This is a genomic window from Streptococcus sp. Marseille-Q5855 (genome assembly GCF_946901985.1).
Classification (GTDB): Bacteria; Bacillota; Bacilli; order Lactobacillales; family Streptococcaceae; genus Streptococcus.
The window spans coordinates 405,720-431,626 of the sequence record NZ_CAMPPR010000001.1 but is presented as its reverse complement, the minus strand read 5'-3'; the positions used below and the strand labels follow the sequence as shown (position 1 = coordinate 431,626).

Below are 25,907 nucleotides of genomic sequence, written 5' to 3'. Positions count from 1 at the left end.
ACGAAGATGAATACGATTTAAAAAAATGATAGCAATTAACGAAAATGATTTTAATGAAAAATAAGTAAAAACTCAACTATTGAAAAGCAATGATAACTATTTGTAAACACAAATTCTTTATACCATAGTTCGTGACAGTTCCGGCTTTTTTTGATAAAATCATACAGTATGCCCTTGGGCACAAAGTATGAACTGGGACTGTCTTTCCCAGCTTCGGAGGTAAAAAATGTCAGATTCACCAATCAAATACCGTTTGATTAAGAAAGAAAAACACACAGGAGCTCGTCTGGGAGAAATCATCACTCCTCACGGCACCTTCCCGACGCCTATGTTTATGCCAGTTGGGACTCAAGCCACTGTCAAAACTCAGTCACCTGAAGAATTGAAGGAGATGGGTTCAGGGATTATCCTATCAAACACCTATCATCTCTGGCTTCGCCCTGGAGATGAACTCATTGCTCGCGCAGGTGGTCTCCACAAGTTCATGAATTGGGACCAGCCTATCTTGACAGATAGTGGTGGTTTTCAGGTTTATTCTCTAGCAGATAGTCGCAATATCACAGAAGAAGGAGTAACCTTTAAAAACCATCTCAATGGTTCTAAGATGTTCCTATCGCCAGAAAAAGCCATCTCTATTCAGAATAATTTGGGTTCAGACATCATGATGTCCTTTGACGAATGTCCTCAGTTTTATCAGCCTTATGACTACGTTAAGAAATCAATCGAGCGTACCAGTCGTTGGGCTGAGCGTGGTTTGAAGGCTCATCGTCGTCCGCATGACCAAGGATTGTTTGGGATTGTGCAGGGGGCAGGATTTGAAGATCTTCGCCGCCAATCGGCTCATGACCTTGTCAGCATGGATTTTCCAGGCTACTCTATCGGTGGTTTGGCAGTGGGAGAAACCCATGAAGAGATGAATGCAGTCTTGGACTTTACAACTCAATTGCTACCTGAAAATAAACCTCGCTATTTGATGGGGGTCGGAGCACCAGATAGCTTGATTGATGGTGTGATTCGTGGGGTGGATATGTTTGACTGCGTCCTGCCGACTCGTATTGCTCGTAACGGAACTTGTATGACCAGTCAGGGGCGTTTGGTTGTCAAGAATGCCCAGTTTGCTGAGGACTTTACGCCACTGGATCCTGAGTGTGATTGCTACACATGTAAGAACTATACACGCGCCTACCTTCGTCACCTGCTCAAGGCCGATGAAACCTTTGGTATCCGCTTGACTAGCTACCACAATCTTTACTTCTTACTCAACCTGATGAAGCAAGTGCGACAAGCCATCATGGCTGACAATCTCTTGGAATTTCGTGAGTATTTTGTGGAAAAATATGGCTATAATAAGTCAGGACGCAATTTCTAAAATGGAATTGATATAAGCTAAAAATCCTAAGTTTTCTCTTGGGATTTTTCTTCTTTTTTTGATAGAATAAAGTGTACAATGAAAGGAAGAATAGACTCGTATGCGCATTAAATGGTTTTCCTTGATTAGGATTATAGGTTTACTTTTGGTACTCTTGTATCACTTCTTTCAGACGATCTTTCCTGGAGGATTTTTCGGGGTAGATGTCTTTTTCACATTTTCAGGTTTCCTGATTACAGCTCTACTCATTGAAGAATTTTCTAAGAACAATGAGATTGATTTGATAGGATTTTTTAGAAGACGCTTTTATCGGATTGTGCCACCTGTGGTTTTGATGATCTTGGTGACCATGCCTTTTACTTTCTTGGTTCGGCAAGATTATGTGGCTGGAATTGGGGGTCAGATTGCAGGTGTCTTAGGCTTCATGACCAACTTCTATGAACTGCTAACAGGTGGGAGTTATGAATCTCAGTTCATTCCTCATTTGTTTGTTCATAATTGGAGTTTGGCAGTTGAGGTTCACTACTATATTCTTTGGGGATTGGCAGTTTGGTTCTTATCCAAACAAGCTAAATCAAATGGTCAGTTGAAGGGGATGGTCTTTCTCTTATCTGCTGCTGCCTTCTTGATCAGCTTCTTCTCCATGTTTATTGGTAGTTTTCTAGTGACCTCTTATTCCTCTGTTTACTTCTCCAGTTTAACTCATGTCTATCCATTCTTTTTGGGAAGTATCCTAGCAACGATTGTAGGCGTTCGTCAGACGACCTCCCTCGTCAAGCTGTTGGATAAAATCTGGGATTTACGAAAGACTCTGTTGATTTTTGCAGGGGGGGTTGGCTTCTTACTCATTTTGACCTTCTTTGTCAAATTTACCTATTTCTTTGCCTATCTTATTGGCTTCTTGCTTGCCAGTCTTGCAGCTCTTGCTATGATTCTGGCGGCGCGTGTCTTACATGAAAAGACTCCTCATATACAGGAGCCAAAGATTATTAGCTTTTTAGCAGATACTAGCTATGCAGTTTATCTCTTCCATTGGCCTTTCTACATTATTTTCTCACAGTTGACCTCAAATCTTTTTGCTGTGTTACTGACTTTGATTTTTTCTTATGGATTCGCCAGCCTATCATTTTATGTGTTGGAGCCGTGGATTGCAGGCAAGAACACACCTGTTTTACAAACTCTTCGTCCCCTGCCTTATATTCACGCAATTCTTGCGACAAGTACAGGAATCTTGGCTTTCATTGTCCTCTTAGTGACTTTGTTGGCACCACAAGTGGGAGCGTTTGAGACAGACTTAACTGTCAATGGTTTGAAGCAAGCTGCTAGTAATATTGCCCAAACAAAAGTGATGGCAGAACGAGCAGAAGCTGATAGTTTGGGGATTGCTGATGGTACTATGTTAATTGGTGACTCAGTGGCTTTAAGGGCAAATACAGCCCTGCAGACAGCTCTTCCTGGAGCACAAATTAACGCGCAGGTCAGCAGAACAACCAAGACTGCCAATGAAATCATGCTAAACAATAGCCAGAATAAATTTTTACCTAAGATGGTGGTCATTGCGACTGGGGTAAATAATCCTGAAAATTACAAGGAAGACTGGGACAGTATCGTGAAAAATATTCCTAAGGGCCATCATATGATTTTAGTGACTCCTTATGAGGGAGATAAGACAAAAGAGACCTATGCCATCGTTGAGAAGGCGGCTGCATATATGAGAGAATTGGCAGAGAAGACACCTTACATCACGATAGCAGATTGGAATCAAGTTGCGAAAGAGCATCCAGAGATTTGGGCAGGAACAGACCAAGTCCATTTCGGAAGTGACACTAGCACTATTGAAACAGGAGCAAAATTGTATGCAGATACCATTGCCACAGCCTTGCAAACAGCTAAAGACAAGCCAGTCAAATCAAAATAACTTGTATTAAAAAGAGAAGAGTTGGAGAAATCCAGCTCTTTTAAAATATCTCCAGAAAATAGGTCTATACCATTTACAAATGAATCAGAAAGGTTTATAATGTAATTGACATAATAAATATCAAAAGTAATCTTTTAAGGAGGTCATTATTATGCCTAATTACGTTAAAGCGGATCAGTTTTTCTATCCATTTGGCATTCGTCGCGGTGGGTACTTAGAACTTGTTGATGGCAAATTTGGGAAACATGTGGATCAAATTCCTGAAGGAGCAGAGGTTCTTGACTATACTGGTTATAGCATTGCACCAGGTCTTGTGGATACTCATATTCATGGATATGCAGGTGTAGATGTGATGGACAACAACATTGAAGGTACATTGCATACTATGAGTGAAGGACTTCTTAGTACCGGTGTTACCAGTTTCTTGCCCACAACTTTAACAGCCACTTATGAGCAATTGCTTGCAGTCACTGAAAATCTTGGAAACCATTATAAAGAAGCAAGTGGTGCTAAGATTCGTGGGATTTATTATGAAGGTCCATATTTCACAGAAACTTTTAAGGGGGCACAAAATCCAACTTATATGAGAGACCCGGGTGTTGAGGAGTTTCATTCTTGGCAGGATGCTGCAAAAGGGATGCTAAATAAGATCGCTATTGCACCAGAACGTGATGGGGTGGAAGATTTTGTACGTACTATTACAGGTGAAGGTGTGACAGTTGCACTTGGACACTCAGATGCGACATTTGAACAAGCTAAGAAGGCAGTTGATGCTGGAGCTAGTGTATGGGTACATGCCTATAATGGGATGCGTGGTTTAACACACCGCGAACTAGGTATGGTAGGAGCTATGTATGAGCTCCCACATACTTACGCAGAATTGATTTGTGATGGTTATCACGTAGATCCAAAAGCTTGTGAGATTTTACTTAAGCAAAAGGGGACAGAAAACATCGCTCTTATTACGGACTGTATGACAGCTGGTGGGCTTGAAGACGGTGACTATATGTTGGGAGAATTCCCTGTTGTAGTAGCAAATGGAACTGCACGTCTCAAATCTACTGGTAATTTGGCAGGTTCTATCCTCAAACTTAAAGACGGTTTGAAAAATGTTGTTGAATGGGGAATTGCGAATCCGCATGAAGCAGTCATGATGGCCAGCCTCAACCCAGCAAAATCTGTTCACATTGATGATGTCTGTGGCCAAATCCGTGAAGGCTACGACGCTGACTTCATCGTATTAGATAAAGATTTGGAATTGGTAGCAACCTACCTAGACGGTGTGAAACGTTATCAAGCATAAGAGAGAAAGCAGAAGTTAGAGATTAGCTTCTGCTTTCTTATCTACATTGCTTTACCGGTAAATGAAAAAGTTAAAAATATCACAAAAAATCTTGAACAAGCAAATGAAAAGGTTTACAATTATATTATAAATAGTACAAATAAAAAAGGAGGAGTGCTTTATGAAAGCCTATACTTATGTTAAACCAGGACTTGCTTCTTTTGTTGATGTAGACAAACCAGTGATTCGCAAGCCAACAGACGCTATTGTACGTATCGTAAAAACTACTATTTGTGGAACAGACCTCCATATTATCAAAGGGGATGTTCCTGCTTGCCAAAGTGGTACCATTCTTGGTCACGAAGGGATTGGGATTGTTGAAGAAGTTGGGGAAGGAGTTTCTAACTTCAAAAAAGGCGATAAGGTCTTGATTTCTTGTGTCTGTGCCTGTGGTAAATGCTACTACTGTAAAAAAGGAATTTATGCCCACTGTGAAGACGAAGGGGGCTGGATTTTCGGTCACTTGATTGATGGTATGCAGGCTGAATATCTACGTGTCCCTCATGCAGATAACACTCTTTACCACACTCCAGAAGACTTGTCAGATGAAGCCTTGGTTATGTTATCAGACATTTTGCCTACTGGGTATGAAATTGGTGTCTTGAAAGGGAAAGTAGAACCTGGTTGTAGTGTAGCCATTATTGGTTCAGGACCAGTTGGTTTAGCAGCTCTTTTGACAGCTCAATTCTATTCACCAGCTAAATTGATTATGGTGGACTTAGACGATAACCGCTTGGAAACTGCTGTATCATTTGGTGCGACTCATAAGGTTAATTCTTCAGATCCTGAAAAAGCCATTAAAGAAATTTATGATTTGACAGATGGACGTGGTGTGGATGTCGCTATTGAAGCTGTTGGTATTCCTGCAACATTTGATTTCTGTCAAAAGATTATCGGTATAGACGGAACAGTTGCCAACTGTGGTGTACATGGTAAACCAGTTGAATTCGATTTAGACAAACTTTGGATTCGCAACATCAATGTAACAACCGGTTTGGTATCTACAAATACCACTCCACAATTGTTGAAAGCTCTTGAAAGTCATAAGATTGAACCAGAAAAATTGGTAACTCACTATTTCAAACTCAGTGAAATTGAAAAAGCCTATGAAGTTTTCAGTAAGGCAGCAGACCACCATGCCATTAAGGTTATTATCGAAAACGATATTTCTGAAGCCTAGGTAGTAAAAAGATTTTGGAACACAAGTAAATAGAAATTCAGTCATCCATCAGATGGCTGGATTTTTTATCAAGAAATTAAGAAATGAGCATATTTCTTTCCTTGTTTAGCGGAATTGGTTATAATATACGGTACAAAGGAATGAATGAATATGTATCGTGTTATAGAAATGTACGGAGATTTTGAACCGTGGTGGTTCTTAGAAGGTTGGGAAGAAGATATTGTAGCTAGTAAGAAATTTGACCAGTATTATGATGCTCTCAAATACTACAAAACTTGCTGGTTTAAATTAGAACAAGAATCCCCTCTTTATAAAAGCAGAAGTGACTTGATGACCATTTTTTGGGATCCGGAAGACCAACGCTGGTGTGATGAATGTGATGAGTATTTACAACAATACCATTCTTTGGCTCTTTTGCAGGATGAGCAGGTTATCCCAGATGAAAAACTACGCCCAGGCTATGAAAAACAAACAGGTAAGGAAAGGCACCGTTCTTGCCGTATGAAATTAAAATAGAGAAAAAGTAACTTTTTTGGAGTTGCTTTTTTTATTTTTCCAAATCTTTGCGAATAGTATAGGTGAGGAGGTAAGTATGGTTCAAGAAATTGCACAAGAAATCATTCGTTCGGCTCGGAAAAAAGGGGCACAAGACATTTATTTTGTCCCCAAGTTAGACGCCTATGAGCTTTATATGAGGATAGGAGACAAGCGCTGTAAAATCGGTTGTTATGATTTCGAAAAATTTGCGGCTGTTATCAGTCACTTTAAGTTTGTGGCGGGTATGAATGTTGGAGAAAAGCGACGTAGCCAACTGGGTTCCTGTGATTATGCCTATGACCAGAAGATGGCGTCTCTACGTCTATCTACTGTAGGCGATTATCGAGGGCAGGAGAGTTTAGTTATTCGCTTGTTGCATGATGAGGAGCAGGATTTGCATTTTTGGTTTCAGGATATTGATGAACTGGGCAAGCAGTACAGGCAACGTGGTCTCTATCTCTTTGCTGGTCCAGTCGGTAGTGGCAAGACAACCTTGATGCATGAATTGGCTAAATCTCTCTTTAAAGGACAGCAAGTCATGTCCATTGAAGATCCTGTCGAAATCAAGCAGGAGGACATGCTCCAGTTGCAGTTGAATGAGGCGATTGGACTAACCTATGAAAATCTAATCAAACTTTCTTTGCGTCATCGTCCTGACCTCTTGATTATCGGAGAAATTCGAGACAGCGAAACGGCGCGTGCAGTGGTCAGAGCTAGTTTGACAGGGGCGACAGTCTTTTCAACCATTCACGCCAAGAGTATTCGAGGTGTTTATGAGCGCCTGTTGGAGTTGGGTGTGAGTGAGGAGGAATTGGCAGTCGTTCTGCAAGGAGTCTGCTACCAGAGATTAATCGGGGGGGGAGGAATCGTTGACTTTGCCAACAAAGACTATCAAGAACACCAGCCAACTAGCTGGAATGAACAGATTGACCAGCTTCTTAAAGATGGACATATCACAAGTCTTCAGGCTGAAACGGAAAAAATTAGCTACAGCTAAGCAAAAAAATATCATCACCTTGTTTAACAATCTCTTTTCCAGCGGTTTTCATCTGGTGGAGACCATCTCCTTTTTAGATAGGAGTGCCTTGTTGGACAAGCAGTGTGTGACCCAGATGCGTACAGGCTTGTCTCAGGGAAAATCATTCTCAGAAATGATGGAAAGTTTGGGTTTTTCAAGTGCCATTGTCACTCAGTTATCCCTAGCGGAAGTCCATGGAAATCTCCACCTGAGTTTGGGAAAGATAGAAGAATATCTAGACAATCTGGCCAAGGTAAAGAAAAAATTAATTGAAGTAGCGACCTATCCCTTGATTTTGCTGGGTTTTCTTCTCTTAATTATGCTGGGACTACGGAACTATCTACTACCACAACTGGATAGCAGCAATATTGCCACCCAAATTATCGGAAATCTGCCACAAATCTTTCTAGGAATGGTAGGGTTTGTTTCAGTAGGTGTCCTTTTAGCACTCACTTTTTATAAAAGAAGTTCTAAGATGCGTGTCTTTTCTATCTTAGCACGCCTTCCCTTACTTGGAATCTTTGTGCAGACTTATTTGACAGCCTATTATGCGCGTGAGTGGGGGAATATGATTTCGCAGGGAATGGAGTTGACGCAGATTTTTCAGATGATGCAGGAACAAGGTTCCCAGCTCTTTAAAGAAATCGGTCAAGATTTGGCTCATGCTCTCCAAAATGGTCGAGAATTTTCTCAAACTATAGGAACCTATCCTTTCTTTAGGAAGGAATTGAGTCTCATCATCGAGTATGGGGAAGTCAAGTCCAAGCTGGGTAGTGAGTTGGAAATCTATGCTGAAAAAACTTGGGAAGCCTTTTTTACCCGAGTCAACCGCACCATGAATTTGGTGCAGCCACTGGTCTTTATCTTTGTGGCTCTGATTATCGTTTTACTTTATGCGGCAATGCTCATGCCCATGTATCACAATATGGAGGTAAATTTTTAAAATGAAAAAAATGATGACATTCTTGAAAAAAGTGAAAGTGAAGGCTTTCACACTTGTGGAAATGTTGGTGGTCTTGCTCATCATCAGCGTGCTTCTCTTGCTCTTTGTACCTAATCTGACCAAACAAAAAGAAGCAGTCAACGACAAAGGAAAAGCTGCTGTTGTTAAGGTGGTGGAAAGCCAGGCAGAGCTTTATAGCTTGGATAAAAATGAAGATGCTAGCCTAAGCAAGTTACAAGCAGATGGGCGAATCACAGAAGAACAGGCTAAAGCTTATAAAGAATACCATGCTAAACAAAATACCAGTCAAACCGTTGCAGATTAAGGCCTTTACCATGCTGGAAAGTCTCTTGGTTTTGGGACTTGTGAGTATCGTAGCCTTGGGCTTGTCAGGCTCTGTTCAGTCCACTTTTGCAGCGGTAGAGGAGCAGATTTTCTTTATGGAGTTTGAAGAACTCTATCGGGAAACCCAAAAACGCAGTGTAGCTAGTCAGCAAAAGACTAGTCTAAACTTAGATGGGCAGACAATCAGTAATGGCAGTCAAAAGTTGACAGTTCCTAAAGGAATTCAGGCACCATCGGGACAAAGTATCACATTTGACCGAGCTGGGGGCAATTCGTCCCTGGCTAAGGTTGAATTTCAGACCAGTAAAGGAGCGATTCGCTATCAATTATATCTAGGAAATGGAAAAATTAAACGCATTAAGGAAACAAAAAATTAGGGCAGTGATTTTACTGGAAGCAGTAGTCGCTCTAGCTATCTTTGCCAGCATTGCAACCCTCCTTTTGGGACAAATTCAGAAAAATAGACAAGAAGAAGCAAAAATCTTGCAAAAGGAAGAAGTCTTGCGTGTAGCTAAGATGGCCCTGCAGACAGGTCAAAATCAGGTAAACATAAATGGAGTTGAGATTCAGGTGTTTTCTAGTGAAAAGGGATTGGAGGTTTATCATGGTTCAGAACAGTTGTTGGCTATCAAAGAGCCATAAGGTCAAGGCTTTTACCCTGTTGGAATCCCTGATTGCCCTCATTGTCATCAGTGGAAGCTTACTCCTCTTTCAAGCCATGAGTCAGCTCCTCATTTCAGAAGTCCGCTATCAGCAGCAAAGCGAGCAAAAAGAGTGGCTCTTGTTTGTGGACCAGTTGGAGGTAGAATTAGACCGTTCGCAGTTCGAAAAAGTAGAAGGCAATCGCCTCTATATGAAGCAGGATGGCAAGGAAATTGCGATAGGCAAGTCTAAATCAGATGATTTTCGGAAAACCGATGCCAGTGGACGGGGTTATCAGCCGATGGTTTATGGCCTCAAATCCGCACAGATTACAGAGGACAATCAACTGGTTCGCTTTCGTTTCCAGTTCAAAAAAGGCTTAGAAAGGGAGTTCATCTATCGTGTGGAAAAAGAAAAAAGTTAAGGCAGGTGTTCTCCTCTATGCAGTCAGCATGGCAGCCATTTTTAGTCTTTTGTTACAATTTTACTTGAACCGACAAGTCGCCCACTATCAAGACTATGCTTTGAATAAAGAAAAACTGATTGCTTTTGCCATGGCTAAACGAACCAAGGATAAAGCCGAGCAAGAAAGCGGGGAACAGGTCTTTAATCTGGGTCAGGTAAGCTATCAAAACAAGAAAACAAACTTGGTGACAAGGGTTCGTACGCCTAAGAGACAATATGAATTCATCTTTCCTTCAGTCAAAATCAAAGAAGAGAAAAAGGATAAAAAGGAAGAGGTAGCGACCGATTCAAGCGAAAAAGCGGAGAAGAAAAAATCAGAAGAGAAGCCTGAAAAGAAAGAGAATTCCTAGCTAATCAAGCTACTTTGTGCTAAACTAAAAATATGAAACATGATTTTAACCACAAAGCAGAAACTTTCGATTCCCCTAAAAATATCTTTCTTGCAAACTTGGTTTGTCAAGCAGTCGAGAAACAGATTGATCTTCTATCAGACAAAGAAATTTTGGATTTCGGTGGAGGGACGGGGCTATTAGCCTTGCCTCTGGCCAAACAAGCAAAGTCTGTAACATTGGTGGATATTTCAGAGAAAATGCTGGAGCAAGCTCGTTTGAAAGCGGAGCGACAAGACATCAAGAATATCCAGTTTTTGGAGCAAGATTTATTGAAAAATCCCTTGGAGCAGCAATTTGACCTCATTGTTGTTTGTCGGGTTCTTCATCATATGCCTGATTTGGATGCGGCTCTCTCACTGTTTCATCAACATTTGAAGGAAGATGGACAACTCCTCGTTGCTGATTTTATCAAGACAGAAGCTAACCATCATGGATTTGATTTAGCTGAACTGGAAAACAGGCTAATTGAGCATGGTTTTTCATCTGTGCATAGTCAGATCCTCTATAGCGCTGAAGACCTGTTTCAAGGAAATTATTCAGAACTCTTTTTTACAGTAGCCCAAAAATCACTCGCCTAGTCAGGGAGTGATTTTTCTATAAGGATGGAAAAAAGAAGGGAAATTTGATAAGATAGGAATATGGATTTTGAAAAAATTGAACAAGCTTATACGTATTTACTAGAGAATGTCCAAGTCATTCAAAGTGATTTGGCGACCAACTTTTATGACGCCCTAGTGGAGCAAAACAGTATCTATTTGGATGGTGAGACTGAGCTAGAACAGGTCAAAGACAACAATCAATCTCTTAAGCGTTTAGCGCTTCGCAAAGAAGAATGGCTCAAGACCTACCAGTTTCTATTGATGAAGGCTGGGAAAACAGAACCTTTGCAGGCCAATCACCAGTTTACGCCAGATGCCATTGCTTTACTTTTGGTGTTTATTGTGGAAGAGTTGTTTAAAGAGGAGGAAATTACTATCCTCGAAATGGGTTCTGGCATGGGAATTTTGGGTGCTACTTTCTTGACCTCGCTTGATAAAAAGGTGGATTACTTGGGAATGGAAGTGGATGATTTGCTGATTGATTTGGCGGCTAGTATGGCAGATGTAATTGGTTTGCAGGCTGGCTTTGTCCAAGGAGATGCCGTTCGTCCACAAATGCTCAAAGAAAGCGATGTGGTCATCAGCGACTTGCCTGTCGGTTATTATCCTGATGATGCCGTTGCGTCGCGCCATCAAGTTGCTTCTAGTCAAGAACATACTTACGCTCATCACTTGCTCATGGAACAAGGGATTAAGTATCTCAAGTCAGATGGATATGCTATTTTTCTAGCTCCGAGTGATTTGTTGACCAGTCCTCAAAGTAATTTGTTGAAAGGCTGGTTGAAAGAGGAGGCAAGTCTAGCTGCTATGATTAGTCTGCCTGAAAATCTCTTTGCTAATTCCAAACAATCTAAGACTATTTTTATCTTACAGAAGAAAAGTGAAATAGCAGTAGAACCCTTTATTTATCCACTTGCTAGCTTACAAGATGCAAGTGTTTTAATGAAATTTAAAGAAAATTTTCAAAAATGGACTCAAGGTACTGAAATATAAAATAGATTTTGTTATAATAGTTGAAAACGCTTAAAAGGGGTATCATGTTATGACAAAAACAATTGCAATCAATGCAGGAAGTTCAAGTTTGAAATGGCAATTATACTTAATGCCAGAAGAAAAAGTATTGGCGAAAGGCTTGATTGAACGTATCGGTTTGAAAGATTCAATTTCAACTGTAAAATTTGACGGCCGTTCTGAACAACAAATTTTGGATATCGAAAATCATACACAAGCTGTTAAAATCTTATTGGATGACTTGATTCGTTTCGATATTATCAAGGCTTATGACGAGATTACAGGTGTTGGACACCGTGTTGTTGCCGGTGGAGAATATTTCAAAGCATCAACAGTTGTTGAAGGGGATGTTTTAGAAAAAGTTGAAGAGTTGAGTTTGTTAGCTCCTCTCCACAATCCAGCCAATGCTGCAGGTGTTCGTGCCTTCAAGGAATTGTTGCCAGACATTACCAGTGTAGTTGTTTTTGATACTTCCTTCCACACAAATATGCCAGAGAAAGCTTATCGCTACCCTCTACCAACAAAATATTACACAGAAAACAAGGTTCGTAAATATGGTGCCCACGGTACAAGTCACCAGTTTGTAGCAGGAGAAGCAGCAAAACTCTTGGGACGTCCATTAGAAGACTTGAAGTTGATTACCTGTCATATTGGTAACGGAGGCTCAATTACAGCTGTGAAAGCTGGTAAGTCTGTCGACACTTCTATGGGCTTCACGCCTCTGGGTGGTATTATGATGGGAACTCGTACAGGGGACATTGATCCAGCTATCATTCCTTACTTAATGCAATATACAGATGATTTTAACACACCAGAAGATATTAGTCGTGTTCTGAATCGTGAATCAGGTCTTTTGGGAGTTTCTGCTAATTCTAGCGATATGCGCGATATAGAAGCAGCTGTAGCAGAAGGGAATCACGACGCTAGCTTGGCTTATGAAATGTATGTTGACCGTATCCAAAAACATATCGGTCAGTACCTTGCAGTGCTAAATGGAGCAGATGCCATTGTTTTCACAGCAGGTGTCGGTGAAAATGCAGCGAATTTCCGTCGTGATGTAATCTCAGGAATTTCGTGGTTTGGCTGTGATGTTGATCCAGAAAAGAACGTCTTTGGCGTGACAGGAGACATCTCAACAGATGCAGCGAAGATCCGTGTATTGGTTATTCCAACAGATGAAGAATTGGTCATTGCCCGTGACGTTGAACGCTTGAAAAAATAACTAAAATCAGAAAAAATATTCAGTATAAGGAGTTGGGAAAGAGATTTTCTGGCTCCTTTTTCTGATGAAATTGTCCAAAACCTTGCTATGATTGGCTTTTTTGAAAAATATGGTATAATAGTAGTAATTTAATAGATGGAGTTGAGTTTTGAAGAAAAACTTTCGTGTAAAAAGAGAGAAAGATTTTAAGGCGATTTTCAAGGAGGGGACAAGTTTTGCCAATCGCAAATTTGTTGTCTACCAACTAGAAAACCAGAAAAACCATTTTCGAGTAGGTCTATCAGTTAGCAAAAAACTGGGGAATGCCGTCACTAGAAATCAAATTAAGCGACGGATTCGGCATATTATCCAGAATGCAAAAGGGAGTCTGGTAGAAGATGTCGACTTTGTTGTCATTGCTCGAAAAGGGGTTGAAACCTTGGAATACGCAGAGATGGAGAAAAATCTACTCCATGTATTAAAATTATCAAAGATTTACCGGGAAGGAAATGGGAGTGAAAAAGAAACTAAAGTTGACTAGTTTGCTAGGACTGTCTCTGTTAATCATGACAGCCTGTGCGACTAATGGGGCAACTAGTGATATTACAGCCGATTCGGCTGATTTTTGGAGTAAATTTGTTTACTCCTTTGCGGAAATCATTCGCTTTTTATCGTTTGATATCAGTATCGGAGTGGGGATTATTCTCTTTACGGTCTTGATTCGTACAGTGCTCTTGCCAGTCTTCCAAGTGCAAATGGTGGCTTCTAGGAAAATGCAGGAAGCTCAGCCACGCATTAAGGCGCTTCGAGAACAATATCCAGGTCGAGATATGGAAAGCAGAACCAAGCTAGAGCAGGAAATGCGTAAAGTCTTTAAAGAAATGGGTGTCAGACAGTCAGATTCTCTTTGGCCGATTTTGATTCAGATGCCGGTTATTTTAGCCTTGTTCCAAGCTCTATCAAGAGTTGACTTTTTGAAGACAGGTCATTTCTTATGGATTAACCTTGGTGGTGTAGATACAACCCTTGTTCTTCCGATTTTAGCAGCAGTATTCACCTTTTTAAGTACTTGGTTGTCCAACAAAGCCTTGTCTGAGCGTAATGGCGCTACGACGGCGATGATGTATGGGATTCCAGTCTTGATTTTTATCTTTGCAGTTTATGCGCCAGGTGGAGTCGCCCTATACTGGACAGTGTCCAATGCTTACCAAGTCTTGCAAACCTATTTCTTGAACAATCCATTCAAGATTATCGCAGAACGTGAGGCGGTAGTACAGGCACAGAAAGATTTGGAAAATAGAAAAAGAAAAGCCAAGAAAAAGGCTCAGAAAACGAAATAATAAGGAGGAATCTGGTAATGGTAGTATTTACAGGTTCAACTGTTGAAGAAGCAATCCAAAAAGGATTGAAAGAATTAGATATTCCAAGGAAGAAGGCACATATTAAAGTCATTTCTCGTGAGAAAAAAGGCTTTCTTGGTTTATTTGGTAAAAAACCAGCCCAAGTGGATATTGAAGCGATTAGTGAAACGACTGTTGTAAAAGCAAACCAACAAGCTGTAAAGGGAGTTCCAAAACAAATCAATGATTTGAATGAGCCTGTTAAAACAGTCAGTGAAGCAACTGTTGATTTGGGGCATGTTGTAGAAGCAATTAAAAAGATTGAAGAGGGAGGCCAAGGTATTTCTGATGAAGTCAAGGCTGAAATCTTAAAACATGAAAGACATGCCAGCACTATCTTAGAAGAAACTGGTCACATTGAGATTTTAAATGAGCTTCAAATCGAGGAAGCGATGAGGGAAGAAGCGGGCGCTGATGACCTTGAAACTGAGCAAGACCAAACTGAAAATCAAGACTTGACAGAGATGGGCTTGAAAGTTGAACCGAGCTTTGATATTGCCCAGGTGGCTACGGATGTGACTGCCTATGTTCAAGCAATTGTGGATGACATGGATGTTGAAGCCACACTTTCAAATGATTATAACCGTCGTAGTATCAATTTGCAAATTGACACTAACGAACCAGGTCGTATTATCGGCTACCACGGTAAAGTCTTGAAGGCCTTGCAGCTGTTGGCTCAAAATTATCTTTATAACCGCTATTCAAGAACCTTCTACATTACTATCAATGTCAATGATTATGTTGAACACCGTGCAGAAGTCTTGCAGACCTATGCGCAAAAATTGGCGATTCGTGTTTTAGAAGAAGGTCGCAGTCATCAAACGGATCCAATGTCAAATAGCGAACGCAAGATTATCCACCGTATTATTTCACGTATGGATGGCGTGACCAGTTACTCTGAAGGTGACGAGCCAAATCGCTATGTCGTTGTAGATACAGAATAAGTAAAATCAGGCTTGACCTGATTTTTTGCTAGCTAGAGGAGATGAAACTAATGTTGAATAAGATAAGAGATTATTTAGACTTTGCTGGTTTGCAGTACCGTAATCCTGATAAAGCAGGAGCAGAGCGAGAGAAAATGCTGGAATTGCGCCACAAAGGCCAAGAGGCTCGAAAGGCTTTTACAGAGCTAGCCAAAGCCTTTCAAGCAAGTCATCCAGAATGGCAACTCCAACAGACTAGCCAGTGGATGAATCAAGCGCAACGTTTGCGACCACATTTCTGGGTCTATCTACAGAGAGACGGACAAGTAACAGAGCCTATGCTAGCCTTACGTTTGTACGGGAATCCTTCTGATTTTGGTATTTCCTTAGAGGTCAGTTTCATCGAACGTAAGAAGGATGATCGAACTTTAGACAAGCAGACCAAAGTTTTAGAACTTCCAACCGTTGAAGGGATTTATTATCTAGCTTACTCTGATGGTCAAAGTCAAAGATGGGAGGCTACTGAGGAAAATCGACAAGTGTTAAGAGAAAAACTATCCCATCAGGAAGTTCGCAAAGTTTTAGTGAAGGCAGATGTTCCTGTGACTGCCAATTCATCTGAAGAGGAAATCGTAGAAGGTCTATTGAAATCTTATGCTAAAATTCTTCCCTATTATCTAGCTACGAGAAAATTAGATAATCCGTAAAATATCGTAAATCATACAGTCCAAGAGTGAACAGTCCGCTGTGTAATTCTTGGTCTTTTTGTTTCCGCTTTCAAAGTATATAATAAACTTACAAAAACAATTCAAAAGGAGAACAATTATGGAAGTTGTTTCAAGTGTTCTAAATTGGTTTTCTAGCAATATTTTGCAGAATCCCGCATTTTTCGTAGGTTTATTGGTGCTAATAGGATATGCACTTTTGAAAAAACCTGCTCATGACGTTTTCTCAGGTTTCGTTAAAGCAACAGTAGGGTATATGTTGCTCAACGTGGGTGCTGGTGGCTTGGTTACAACCTTCCGCCCAATCTTGGCAGCTCTTAACTACAAATTCCAAATTGGTGCAGCGGTTATCGACCCTTACTTTGGACTTGCTGCAGCAAACAACAAAATTGCGGCAGAGTTTCCAGATTTTGTTGGAACTGCAACTACAGCTCTATTGATTGGTTTTGGAATAAATATCTTGCTTGTGGCTCTTCGCAAGATTACGAAGGTAAGAACCCTCTTTATTACTGGTCACATCATGGTCCAACAAGCTGCGACTGTATCTCTTATGGTTCTATTCTTAGTCCCACAATTGCGTAATGCTTATGGTACAGCAGCTATCGGTATCATCTGTGGTCTTTACTGGGCAGTTAGTTCAAATATGACTGTTGAAGCAACTCAACGCTTGACTGGTGGTGGCGGATTTGCGATTGGTCACCAACAACAGTTTGCAATCTGGTTTGTAGATAAAGTAGCAGGACGTTTTGGTAAGAAAGAAGAAAGTCTAGACAATCTTAAATTACCTAAGTTCCTCTCAATCTTCCACGATACAGTTGTTGCATCTGCCACTTTGATGCTCGTTTTCTTTGGAGCCATTCTTTTAATCTTGGGTCCAGACATTATGTCTAATAAAGAAGTCATCACTTCAGGAACTCTATTCAATCCTGCTAAACAAGATTTCTTTATGTACATTATCCAAACAGCCTTCACCTTCTCAGTTTACTTGTTCGTTTTGATGCAAGGTGTTCGCATGTTCGTATCTGAGTTGACAAATGCCTTCCAAGGTATTTCAAACAAATTGTTGCCAGGTTCATTCCCAGCAGTCGACGTTGCAGCTTCTTATGGATTTGGTTCTCCAAATGCTGTCTTGTCTGGATTTGCCTTTGGTTTGATTGGTCAATTGATTACAATTGTCTTGCTCATCGTCTTTAAAAACCCTATCCTTATTATTACAGGATTTGTACCAGTGTTCTTTGATAATGCAGCAATTGCAGTTTACGCTGATAAGCGTGGTGGTTGGAAAGCAGCCGTTATCTTATCCTTCATCTCAGGTGTCCTCCAAGTTGCTTTAGGAGCTCTCTGTGTAGCCCTTCTCGACTTAGCATCTTACGGTGGGTACCATGGAAATATCGACTTTGAGTTCCCATGGCTTGGATTTGGATACATCTTTAAATATCTCGGCATTGTCGGTTATGTACTTGTATGTCTCTTCTTGATTGTTATTCCTCAACTTCAATTTGCCAAAGCAAAAGATAAAGAAAAATACTACAACGGTGAAGTTCAAGAAGAAGCATAGTTTTTAGAAAAGGAGAAAATAAAATGGTTAAAGTATTAGCAGCGTGTGGAAATGGTATGGGTTCATCTATGGTGATCAAAATGAAAGTGGAGAATGCCCTGCGTAAACTAGATCAAATTGATTTTACAGTCAATTCATGCAGTGTTGGTGAAGCAAAAAGTTTGGCAGCAGGTTATGATATTGTAATTGCATCCCTTCATTTAATTCACGAATTGGATGGACGTACAAATGGCAAATTAATTGGCTTGGATAATTTGATGGATGATAGAGAAATTACTGAAAAGCTGAGTCTAGCACTGGAGTAGCAGATTGGGGAGGAAACATCCTCCCTTGTTTATATAAGGAGGTAAATATGAATTTAAAACAAGCATTGATTGAAAACGATTCGATTAGACTAGGATTAGAGGCTACGGACTGGAAAGAAGCAGTCAAGGTAGCGGTAGATCCCTTGATTGAAAGTGGGGCTATTTTACCAGAGTATTATGATGCAATTATTGAATCGACTGAAGAATATGGTCCCTACTATATCTTAATGCCAGGGATGGCTATGCCCCATGCTAGACCAGAGGCAGGAGTACAGCGAGACGCCTTTTCACTTATCACTTTGAAACAACCAGTTGTCTTTTCGGATGGAAAAGAAGTATCTGTCTTATTAGCTTTGGCCGCTACAAGTTCAAAGATTCACACAAGTGTAGCTATTCCACAAATTATTGCCTTATTTGAATTAGAAGATTCTATCGCACGTTTACAGGCTTGCCAGACTAAAGAAGACGTCTTGGCCATGATTGAAGAATCTAAGGATAGCCCTTATCTCGAAGGATTGGATTTGGAAAGTTAGAAAGAGGAATAAAGAGATGACAAAAAGAATACCTAATTTACAAGTTGCATTAGACCATTCAGACTTGCAAGGAGCGATTAAAGCAGCTGTTTCTGTTGGTCATGAAGTAGATATTGTTGAAGCTGGAACTGTCTGCTTGCTTCAAGTTGGAAGTGAGCTGGTTGAAGTCTTGCGAAGCCTTTTCCCAGATAAGATTATTGTGGCAGACACAAAATGTGCCGATGCTGGTGGAACAGTTGCCAAAAATAATGCCGTTCGTGGAGCAGATTGGATGACTTGTATCTGTTGTGCAACCATCCCTACTATGGAAGCAGCTCTAAAGGCTATCAAAGCTGAACGTGGAGAGCGAGGCGAAATCCAGATTGAACTTTATGGAGATTGGACTTTTGAACAAGCTCAGCTTTGGCTAGATGCTGGGATCTCGCAAGCTATCTATCACCAATCTCGTGATGCCCTTCTTGCTGGTGAAACTTGGGGCGAAAAAGATCTTAATAAGGTTAAAAAACTCATCGATATGGGCTTCCGTGTTTCTGTAACAGGTGGTCTAGATGTAGATACTCTCAAACTTTTTGAAGGTGTTGATGTCTTTACCTTTATCGCAGGTCGTGGAATTACAGAGGCTGCGGATCCAGCAGGAGCAGCGCGTGCCTTCAAGGATGAAATCAAACGAATTTGGGGGTAAACCATGGCACGTCCGATTGGAATTTACGAAAAGGCAACCCCGATACACTTTACTTGGCTAGAACGTTTAAATTTTGCTAAGGAGTTAGGCTTTGATTTTGTCGAGATGTCTATTGATGAACGTGACGAGCGTTTAGCAAGACTTGACTGGAGCAAGGAAGAACGCTTGGAAGTTGTCAAAGCTATCTATGAAACAGGTGTCCGTATTCCGTCTATCTGTTTCTCAGGTCATCGTCGCTACCCATTGGGATCAAATGATCCAGTTCTAGAGGAAAAATCTCTGGAACTCATGAAAAAATGTATCGAATTAGCCCAAGACTTGGGAGTTCGTACTATTCAATTAGCTGGTTACGACGTTTACTATGAGGAAAAGTCACCCCAGACACGCCAACGTTTTATCAAAAATTTGAGAAAAGCTTGTGACTGGGCTGAAGAAGCTCAGGTGGTACTTGCTATTGAAATTATGGATGATCCTTTCATCAATAGCATCGAAAAATACTTGGCTGTAGAAAAAGAGATTGACTCTCCCTACCTCTTTGTATACCCAGATATTGGGAATGTGTCTGCATGGCATAATGATGTATACAGTGAATTTTATCTTGGTCATCATGCCATCGCGGCTCTCCATCTCAAGGATACTTATGCAGTGACAGAAAGTTCAAAGGGCCAATTCCGAGATGTACTTTTTGGGCAAGGTTGTGTCAAATGGGAAGAAGCTTTCGATATTTTAAAGCAAACCAATTATAATGGACCTTTCCTAATCGAAATGTGGTCTGAAAATTGTGAAACTGTAGAAGAAACACGCGCAGCCATTCAAGAGGCGCAAGCTTTTCTCTATCCACTAATTAAGAAAGCAGGTTTGATGTAAGATGAATCAAGTAATTAATGCTATGCGTAAACGAGTCTGTGATGCCAATCAATCATTGCCAAAACATGGACTTGTCAAATTTACCTGGGGTAATGTATCTGAAGTCAATCGCGAACTCGGTGTCATTGTTATCAAACCATCAGGTGTAGATTATGACGAATTGACACCTGAAAACATGGTGGTGACTGACCTAGATGGTAAGGTTCTAGAAGGAGATTTAAGACCATCTTCTGACCTTCCAACTCATGTGCAGTTATATAAGGCTTGGTCAGAAATTGCTAGTGTGGTCCACACCCATTCGACAGAAGCCGTTGGTTGGGCTCAGGCTGGACGTGATATTCCTTTCTATGGAACAACCCATGCTGATTATTTCTACGGTTCAATCCCTTGCGCCCGTAGTTTGACCAAGGATGAAGTAGAAGTATCTTATGAAAAAGATACTGGGCTGGTTATCGTAGAAGAGTTTGAACGTCGTGGTCTCAACCCTGTTGAAGTTCCAGGGATTGTCGTACGCAATCACGGTCCATTCACCTGGGGCAAAAATCCAGAGAATGCTGTTTATCACTCAGTTGTACTAGAGGAAGTATCAAAGATGAATCGTTTCACAGAACAGATTAATCCAAGGGTTGAACCTGCTCCTCAGTACATCCTAGAAAAACACTACCAACGTAAGCATGGACCAAATGCTTATTATGGTCAAAAGAAATAAGAAAATGAATTGAAAAGAGGCTGGGACCTTTCGATCCAAGCCTCGCTTTTGTAATTGTAAGTATTCATTATTAAGAGACTACTGTTGATAGTTGAAATGCGTTAGTGAATGTGATACTATTATAAAGTTGTTTTCAAGGCAGTTGATTGATAGAGGGGGATGAAATATGGTGTTAGATAAGGCGAGCTGCGACTTGCTTCAATATTTGATAAATCAAGAGACGTCCAAAACGATCATGGCCATTTCAAAAGATCTGGCTCAATCTCGAAGAAAAATCTACTATCACATTGATAAAATCAATGCTGCTCTAGGTGACGAGGCACTTCACATCATTAGTATTCCACGAATCGGTATTCATTTAACTGAAGAGCAGAGAGATGCTGGTTGTAAACTATTATCAGAAGTAGATTCGTACGATTATATCATGAGTGCGCATGAACGTATGATGATGATGTTACTTTGGATAGGTATTTCTAAAGAACGTATCACACTTGAAAAATTGATGGACTTGACAGAAGTGTCTCGGAATACGGTTCTCAATGATTTAAATACTATTCGCTACCAACTGACCTTGGAGCAGTATCAGGTGACCTTGCAAGTTAGCAAATCGCAGGGTTATTACCTTCATGCCCATCCTCTCAACAAAATTCAGTATCTTCAATCGCTTTTATATCACATCTTTATGGAGGAAAATGCAACGTTTATTGCCATCTTAGAAGATAAGATGAAAGAGAGACTAGAGGATGAGTATTTTCTTTCTGTTGAGATGCATCAATTTTTTAAGGAACAGGTTCCCCTGGTTGAACAAGATTTAGGAAAGAAAATAAACCATCATGAAGTCACCTTTATGTTACAGGTGCTTCCTTATTTGCTGTTGAGTTGTAATAATGTGGTGCGGTATCAGGAACGGCATCAGGAGATAGAAAAAGAGTTCTCCTTGATAAGAAAACGAATTGAGTATCAAGTGTCCAAGAAATTAGGAGAACGTTTGTTTCAGAAGTTTGGGATTTCCTTGTCAGAACTTGAGGTTTCCCTCGTAGCCGTTCTCCTCCTCTCCTATCGTAAGGATTTGGATATCCATGCAGAAAGCGATGATTTTCGTCAATTAAAACTTGCTTTAGAAGAATTTATCTGGTATTTTGAATCACAAATTAGAATGGAGATTGAGAACAAGGATGATTTGTTACGAAATTTGATGATCCACTGTAAGGCCTTGTTATTTAGAAAAACTTATGGTATTTTTTCTAAAAATCCTCTAACAAAACAAATTCGATCCAAGTATGGAGAATTATTTTTAGTCACTAGAAAATCTGCGGAAATTTTAGAAGGAGCATGGTTTATTCGGCTAACAGATGATGATATCGCCTATTTGACGATTCATATTGGAGGATTTTTAAAGTATACACCATCGTCTCAAAAAAATATGAAAAAAATTTATCTCGTTTGTGATGAAGGTGTCGGGGTTTCGAAACTTTTGCTGAAGCAATGTCGACTTTATCTGCCGAATGAGCAAATTGATGCCGTATTTACTACAGAACAATTTAAGAGTGTAGAAGATATTGCACAGGTTGATGTAGTGATTACCACTAATGATGATCTAGATAGCAAATTTCCTGTTTTGAAGGTCAATCCTATACTTGAAGCAGAAGATATTTTAAAAATGATAGACTATCTCAAAAACAAGGTGTTTCGCAATAATAGCAACAGTTTCAGCGAAAGTCTATCTAGTCTTATCTCGTCCTATATTGTGGATAGGCAGCTAGCCAGTAATTTTCAGGAAGAAGTACAAACACTCATCAATCAAGAACTAGTAGTTCAAGCTTTTTTAGAAGATATGTAAAGGACAGTCCAATGATGAACACAAACATGTGTTTTTCTTGGTCTTTTTTAGTGTTTTGAAGGGTGGTATACTAATCTCAAAGATAATAAATATATCCAAAGGAGATAACATATGCCAAATGTAAAAGAGATTACAAGAGAATCATGGATTTTAGCTACTTTCCCAGAGTGGGGAACATGGTTGAACGAAGAAATCGAAGAGGAAGTCGTTCCTGAAGGCAACTTTTCCATGTGGTGGCTAGGAAACTGCGGTGTATGGATTAAGACACCAGGCGGAGCCAATGTGGTTATGGACTTGTGGTCAAACCGTGGGAAATCAACTAAGAAAGTAAAAGACATGGTCTGGGGACACCAAATGGCCAATATGGCTGGTGTACGCAAACTTCAACCAAACTTGCGCGTGCAACCAATGGTTATTGACCCATTTGCAATCAATGAACTGGACTACTACTTGGTTTCTCACTTCCATAGTGACCATATTGACATCAATACAGCGGCTGCGATTGTCAACAATCCAAAACTCAACCATGTGAAATTTGTCGGACCTTACGAATGTGGTGAAATCTGGAAAAAATGGGGTGTGCCAGAAGAGCGCATCATCGTTATCAAACCGGGTGAAAGTTTTGAATTTAAAGACATTAAAGTCACAGCCGTTGAATCATTCGACCGTACTTGCTTGGTTACTTTGCCAGTCGAAGGTGCCAAAGAAAACGACGACAACTTGAAAGGTCTGCCAGTGACAGACGAAGAAATGGCTCGTAAGGCTGTCAACTACGTCTTTGAAACTCCGGGCGGAACTATTTACCACGGGGCTGATTCTCACTTCTCAAACTACTTTGCAAAACACGGAAAAGACTTTGATATTGATGTTGCCATTAACAACTACGGGGACAACCCAATCGGTATCCAAGATAAGATGACGTCTATCGATTTGCTTCGTATGGCTGAAAATCTGCGCGCCAAAGTTATCATCCCAGTTCACTACGATATTTGGTCTAACTTTATGGCTTCAACCGACGAAATCCTTGCCCTTTGGAAAATGCGTAAGGAACGCTTGCAATATCAATTCCACCCATTCATCTGGGAAGTTGGTGGCAAGTACACTTATCCGCAAGATAAGGATAGAATTGAGTACCACCACCCACGTGGATTTGACGACTGCTTCGAGCACGACTCTAATATCCAATTCAAGGCTCTGCTCTAATTATTTGAGAAGATTTGGAAGGGATTTGCCTTGCTAGTCCAAATAGATTTTCAATAGCTATAAAACACGTAAATAAGATTATCCGTATGTTGCTATATGCGGATAATTTTCATATAATAGAAATAGATAGAAAATGCGCGAGGTACTTGCCTCGTTGTCAAATATGAAAGGAAACTCTATGTCAAATTTATCTGTTAATGCAATTCGTTTCTTAGGTATTGACGCCATCAATAAAGCCAACTCAGGTCACCCAGGTGTGGTTATGGGAGCGGCTCCGATGGCTTATAGCCTCTTTACAAAACAACTTCGTATCAATCCAGCTCAACCAAACTGGATTAACCGTGATCGCTTTATTCTTTCAGCAGGACATGGTTCAATGCTTCTTTATGCCCTTCTTCACCTTTCTGGTTTTGAAGATGTCAGCATGGATGAGATCAAGAGCTTCCGCCAATGGGGTTCAAAAACACCTGGTCACCCAGAATTTGGCCATACAGCAGGGATTGATGCTACGACAGGTCCTCTAGGGCAAGGAATTTCAACTGCCACTGGTTTTGCCCAGGCAGAACGTTTCTTGGCAGCCAAATATAACCGCGAAGGCTACAATATCTTTGACCACTATACTTACGTTATCTGTGGAGACGGAGACTTGATGGAAGGTGTCTCAAGTGAGGCGGCTTCATACGCAGGCTTGCAAAAACTAGATAAGTTGGTTGTCCTTTATGATTCAAATGACATCAACTTGGATGGTGAGACAAAGGATTCCTTTACAGAAAGCGTTCGTGACCGTTACAATGCCTACGGTTGGCATACTGCCTTGATTGAAGATGGAACAGACTTGGAAGCAATCCATGCAGCTATCGAAACAGCAAAAGCTTCAGGTAAACCATCTTTGATTGAAGTGAAGACTGTTATTGGATACGGTTCTCCAAATAAACAAGGAACTAATGCCGTACACGGTGCTCCTCTTGGAGCAGATGAAACTGCAGCTACTCGTCAAGCTCTCGGTTGGGACTATGAACCATTTGAAATCCCAGAACAAGTTTATGCTGATTTCAAAGAACATGTTGCAGACCGTGGCGCATCAGCTTATGAAGCTTGGACAAAATTAGTTGCTGATTATAAAGAAGCGCATCCAGAATTGGCTGCAGAAGTAGAAGCCATTATTGATGGACGTGATCCAGTTGAAGTGACTCCAGCAGACTTCCCAGCTTTAGAAAATGGTTTCTCTCAAGCAACTCGTAATTCAAGCCAAGATGCCTTGAATGTTGTGGCAGCTAAGTTACCAACCTTCCTAGGTGGATCAGCTGACCTAGCTCACTCAAATATGACTTATATCAAAACTGACGGACTTCAAGACGATGCCAATCGCTTGAACCGTAACATTCAGTTTGGTGTTCGTGAATTTGCAATGGGAACGATCTTGAACGGGATGGCCCTTCATGGTGGACTTCGTGTATACGGTGGAACTTTCTTCGTCTTCTCTGACTATGTGAAGGCAGCTGTCCGCTTGTCAGCCTTGCAAGGTCTTCCTGTGACTTATGTCTTTACCCACGATTCAATCGCAGTTGGAGAAGACGGTCCAACGCATGAACCGGTGGAACATTTGGCAGGTCTTCGTGCCATGCCAAATCTAAACGTTTTCCGTCCAGCAGATGCGCGTGAAACGCAAGCAGCTTGGTACCTTGCAGTGACAAGTGAGAAAACACCAACTGCCCTTGTCTTGACACGTCAAAACTTGACTGTTGAAGAGGGAACAGACTTCGACAAGGTTGCAAAAGGTGCCTATGTTGTCTATGAAAATGCAGCAGACTTTGATACCATCTTGATTGCGACAGGTTCAGAGGTCAATCTTGCTGTCTCAGCTGCCAAAGAATTGGCTAGTCAAGGTGAAAAAGTCCGAGTAGTCAGTATGCCATCTACAGATGTCTTTGATAAACAAGATGCAGCTTACAAGGAAGAAATTCTTCCAAATGCAGTCCGCCGTCGTGTTGCAGTTGAAATGGGTGCAACTCAAAACTGGTACAAATATGTTGGACTAGATGGTGCTGTTCTTGGTATTGATACCTTCGGAGCCTCTGCACCAGCACCAAAAGTATTGGCAGAATATGGCTTTACTGTAGAAAATCTTGTGAAAGTTGTTCAAAACTTGAAATAATTCTAAAAATCAGGGCGCAAGCTCTGGTTTTTCTTATTAGAAAAG

The 25,907-nt window shown here is 40.7% G+C and carries 28 protein-coding genes; all 28 read left to right on the top strand.

Features of this window, described 5'->3' with window-relative positions; genetic code table 11:
• Positions 1–226: 226 nt before the first annotated feature.
• The 28 genes from tgt to tkt all read left to right on the top strand — a co-directional run bounded on the left by tgt (position 227) and on the right by tkt (position 25,862).
• On the top strand, positions 227–1,369 hold the full coding sequence (gene tgt, locus OC529_RS02245; RefSeq protein ID WP_173250001.1) for a tRNA guanosine(34) transglycosylase Tgt: 1,143 nt from the start codon (positions 227–229) through the stop codon (positions 1,367–1,369).
• Between the two features lie 100 nt (positions 1,370–1,469).
• Entirely contained in the window at positions 1,470–3,287 is a 1,818-nt protein-coding gene (locus tag OC529_RS02240; RefSeq protein ID WP_262081373.1) for an acyltransferase family protein, read from the top strand.
• 151 nt (positions 3,288–3,438) lie between these two features.
• The gene (nagA, locus tag OC529_RS02235; RefSeq protein ID WP_112445353.1) at positions 3,439–4,590 is read left to right on the top strand and encodes an N-acetylglucosamine-6-phosphate deacetylase; all 1,152 of its coding nucleotides are present in this window, start codon (positions 3,439–3,441) and stop codon (positions 4,588–4,590) included.
• 160 nt (positions 4,591–4,750) lie between these two features.
• On the top strand, positions 4,751–5,809 hold the full coding sequence (locus OC529_RS02230; protein ID WP_049510020.1) for a zinc-dependent alcohol dehydrogenase family protein: 1,059 nt from the start codon (positions 4,751–4,753) through the stop codon (positions 5,807–5,809).
• Between the two features lie 150 nt (positions 5,810–5,959).
• Positions 5,960–6,325: a DUF1033 family protein gene (locus OC529_RS02225; RefSeq protein ID WP_045606653.1), complete on the top strand. Its 366-nt coding sequence runs from the start codon at positions 5,960–5,962 to the stop codon at positions 6,323–6,325.
• A 76-nt stretch (positions 6,326–6,401) separates the two neighbouring features.
• Positions 6,402–7,343, top strand: coding sequence for a competence type IV pilus ATPase ComGA (gene comGA / locus OC529_RS02220; protein ID WP_262081168.1), 942 nt, complete (start codon positions 6,402–6,404; stop codon positions 7,341–7,343).
• On the top strand, positions 7,291–8,307 hold the full coding sequence (gene comGB / locus OC529_RS02215; RefSeq protein ID WP_262081190.1) for a competence type IV pilus assembly protein ComGB: 1,017 nt from the start codon (positions 7,291–7,293) through the stop codon (positions 8,305–8,307). Before comGA ends, comGB begins: the two co-directional genes overlap by 53 nt.
• 1 nt (position 8,308) lies before the next feature.
• A complete protein-coding gene (gene comGC, locus OC529_RS02210) occupies positions 8,309–8,632 on the top strand; it encodes a comG operon protein ComGC (protein WP_112445359.1) in 324 nt (107 codons plus the stop codon).
• Positions 8,595–9,029 (top strand): competence type IV pilus minor pilin ComGD, encoded by a 435-nt coding sequence (gene comGD, locus OC529_RS02205; RefSeq protein ID WP_173214457.1) that lies wholly within the window; start codon positions 8,595–8,597, stop codon positions 9,027–9,029. The genes comGC and comGD overlap by 38 nt, the downstream gene beginning before the upstream one ends.
• Complete coding sequence (gene comGE, locus OC529_RS02200) at positions 8,992–9,294, top strand: competence type IV pilus minor pilin ComGE (protein WP_000413380.1); 303 nt, start codon at positions 8,992–8,994, stop codon at positions 9,292–9,294. Before comGD ends, comGE begins: the two co-directional genes overlap by 38 nt.
• Positions 9,257–9,718 carry a competence type IV pilus minor pilin ComGF gene (comGF, locus tag OC529_RS02195; protein ID WP_262081372.1) on the top strand — a complete coding sequence of 154 codons (462 nt, stop codon included), beginning with the start codon at positions 9,257–9,259 and terminating at the stop codon, positions 9,716–9,718. The genes comGE and comGF overlap by 38 nt, the downstream gene beginning before the upstream one ends.
• Positions 9,696–10,109, top strand: coding sequence for a competence type IV pilus minor pilin ComGG (gene comGG / locus OC529_RS02190; protein WP_112445367.1), 414 nt, complete (start codon positions 9,696–9,698; stop codon positions 10,107–10,109). The genes comGF and comGG overlap by 23 nt, the downstream gene beginning before the upstream one ends.
• Before the next feature lie 32 nt (positions 10,110–10,141).
• The gene (locus tag OC529_RS02185; protein WP_164226417.1) at positions 10,142–10,729 is read left to right on the top strand and encodes a class I SAM-dependent methyltransferase; all 588 of its coding nucleotides are present in this window, start codon (positions 10,142–10,144) and stop codon (positions 10,727–10,729) included.
• 60 nt (positions 10,730–10,789) lie between these two features.
• The gene (locus OC529_RS02180) at positions 10,790–11,743 is read left to right on the top strand and encodes a class I SAM-dependent methyltransferase (protein WP_262081371.1); all 954 of its coding nucleotides are present in this window, start codon (positions 10,790–10,792) and stop codon (positions 11,741–11,743) included.
• A gap of 49 nt (positions 11,744–11,792) precedes the next feature.
• Positions 11,793–12,983: an acetate kinase gene (locus OC529_RS02175; RefSeq protein ID WP_262081370.1), complete on the top strand. Its 1,191-nt coding sequence runs from the start codon at positions 11,793–11,795 to the stop codon at positions 12,981–12,983.
• Between the two features lie 148 nt (positions 12,984–13,131).
• Complete coding sequence (gene rnpA / locus OC529_RS02170; protein WP_112445373.1) at positions 13,132–13,503, top strand: ribonuclease P protein component; 372 nt, start codon at positions 13,132–13,134, stop codon at positions 13,501–13,503.
• Positions 13,478–14,302 carry a membrane protein insertase YidC gene (locus OC529_RS02165; RefSeq protein WP_262081173.1) on the top strand — a complete coding sequence of 275 codons (825 nt, stop codon included), beginning with the start codon at positions 13,478–13,480 and terminating at the stop codon, positions 14,300–14,302. Before rnpA ends, OC529_RS02165 begins: the two co-directional genes overlap by 26 nt.
• A 17-nt stretch (positions 14,303–14,319) precedes the next feature.
• Complete coding sequence (gene jag, locus OC529_RS02160) at positions 14,320–15,306, top strand: RNA-binding cell elongation regulator Jag/EloR (RefSeq protein WP_262081174.1); 987 nt, start codon at positions 14,320–14,322, stop codon at positions 15,304–15,306.
• 50 nt (positions 15,307–15,356) lie between these two features.
• A complete protein-coding gene (locus OC529_RS02155) occupies positions 15,357–15,992 on the top strand; it encodes a ribonuclease P (protein ID WP_262081175.1) in 636 nt (211 codons plus the stop codon).
• Between the two features lie 118 nt (positions 15,993–16,110).
• A complete protein-coding gene (locus OC529_RS02150; RefSeq protein ID WP_262081369.1) occupies positions 16,111–17,568 on the top strand; it encodes a PTS ascorbate transporter subunit IIC in 1,458 nt (485 codons plus the stop codon).
• A gap of 23 nt (positions 17,569–17,591) precedes the next feature.
• Positions 17,592–17,873: a PTS sugar transporter subunit IIB gene (locus tag OC529_RS02145; protein WP_262081368.1), complete on the top strand. Its 282-nt coding sequence runs from the start codon at positions 17,592–17,594 to the stop codon at positions 17,871–17,873.
• A gap of 47 nt (positions 17,874–17,920) precedes the next feature.
• On the top strand, positions 17,921–18,406 hold the full coding sequence (locus tag OC529_RS02140; RefSeq protein ID WP_150923247.1) for a PTS sugar transporter subunit IIA: 486 nt from the start codon (positions 17,921–17,923) through the stop codon (positions 18,404–18,406).
• Between the two features lie 16 nt (positions 18,407–18,422).
• Complete coding sequence (locus OC529_RS02135) at positions 18,423–19,088, top strand: 3-keto-L-gulonate-6-phosphate decarboxylase UlaD (protein ID WP_150923246.1); 666 nt, start codon at positions 18,423–18,425, stop codon at positions 19,086–19,088.
• A 3-nt stretch (positions 19,089–19,091) separates the two neighbouring features.
• On the top strand, positions 19,092–19,955 hold the full coding sequence (locus OC529_RS02130) for an L-ribulose-5-phosphate 3-epimerase (RefSeq protein ID WP_150923245.1): 864 nt from the start codon (positions 19,092–19,094) through the stop codon (positions 19,953–19,955).
• A gap of 1 nt (position 19,956) precedes the next feature.
• Positions 19,957–20,664, top strand: a complete 708-nt coding sequence (locus OC529_RS02125; protein ID WP_262081367.1) for an L-ribulose-5-phosphate 4-epimerase — start codon at positions 19,957–19,959, stop codon at positions 20,662–20,664.
• A 166-nt stretch (positions 20,665–20,830) separates the two neighbouring features.
• Positions 20,831–22,504 carry a BglG family transcription antiterminator gene (locus tag OC529_RS02120; RefSeq protein ID WP_262081366.1) on the top strand — a complete coding sequence of 558 codons (1,674 nt, stop codon included), beginning with the start codon at positions 20,831–20,833 and terminating at the stop codon, positions 22,502–22,504.
• 111 nt (positions 22,505–22,615) lie between these two features.
• Positions 22,616–23,707 carry an L-ascorbate 6-phosphate lactonase gene (ulaG, locus tag OC529_RS02115; RefSeq protein ID WP_262081365.1) on the top strand — a complete coding sequence of 364 codons (1,092 nt, stop codon included), beginning with the start codon at positions 22,616–22,618 and terminating at the stop codon, positions 23,705–23,707.
• Between the two features lie 178 nt (positions 23,708–23,885).
• Positions 23,886–25,862: a transketolase gene (gene tkt / locus OC529_RS02110; RefSeq protein WP_262081364.1), complete on the top strand. Its 1,977-nt coding sequence runs from the start codon at positions 23,886–23,888 to the stop codon at positions 25,860–25,862.
• The last annotated feature ends 45 nt before the right edge of the window (positions 25,863–25,907 follow it).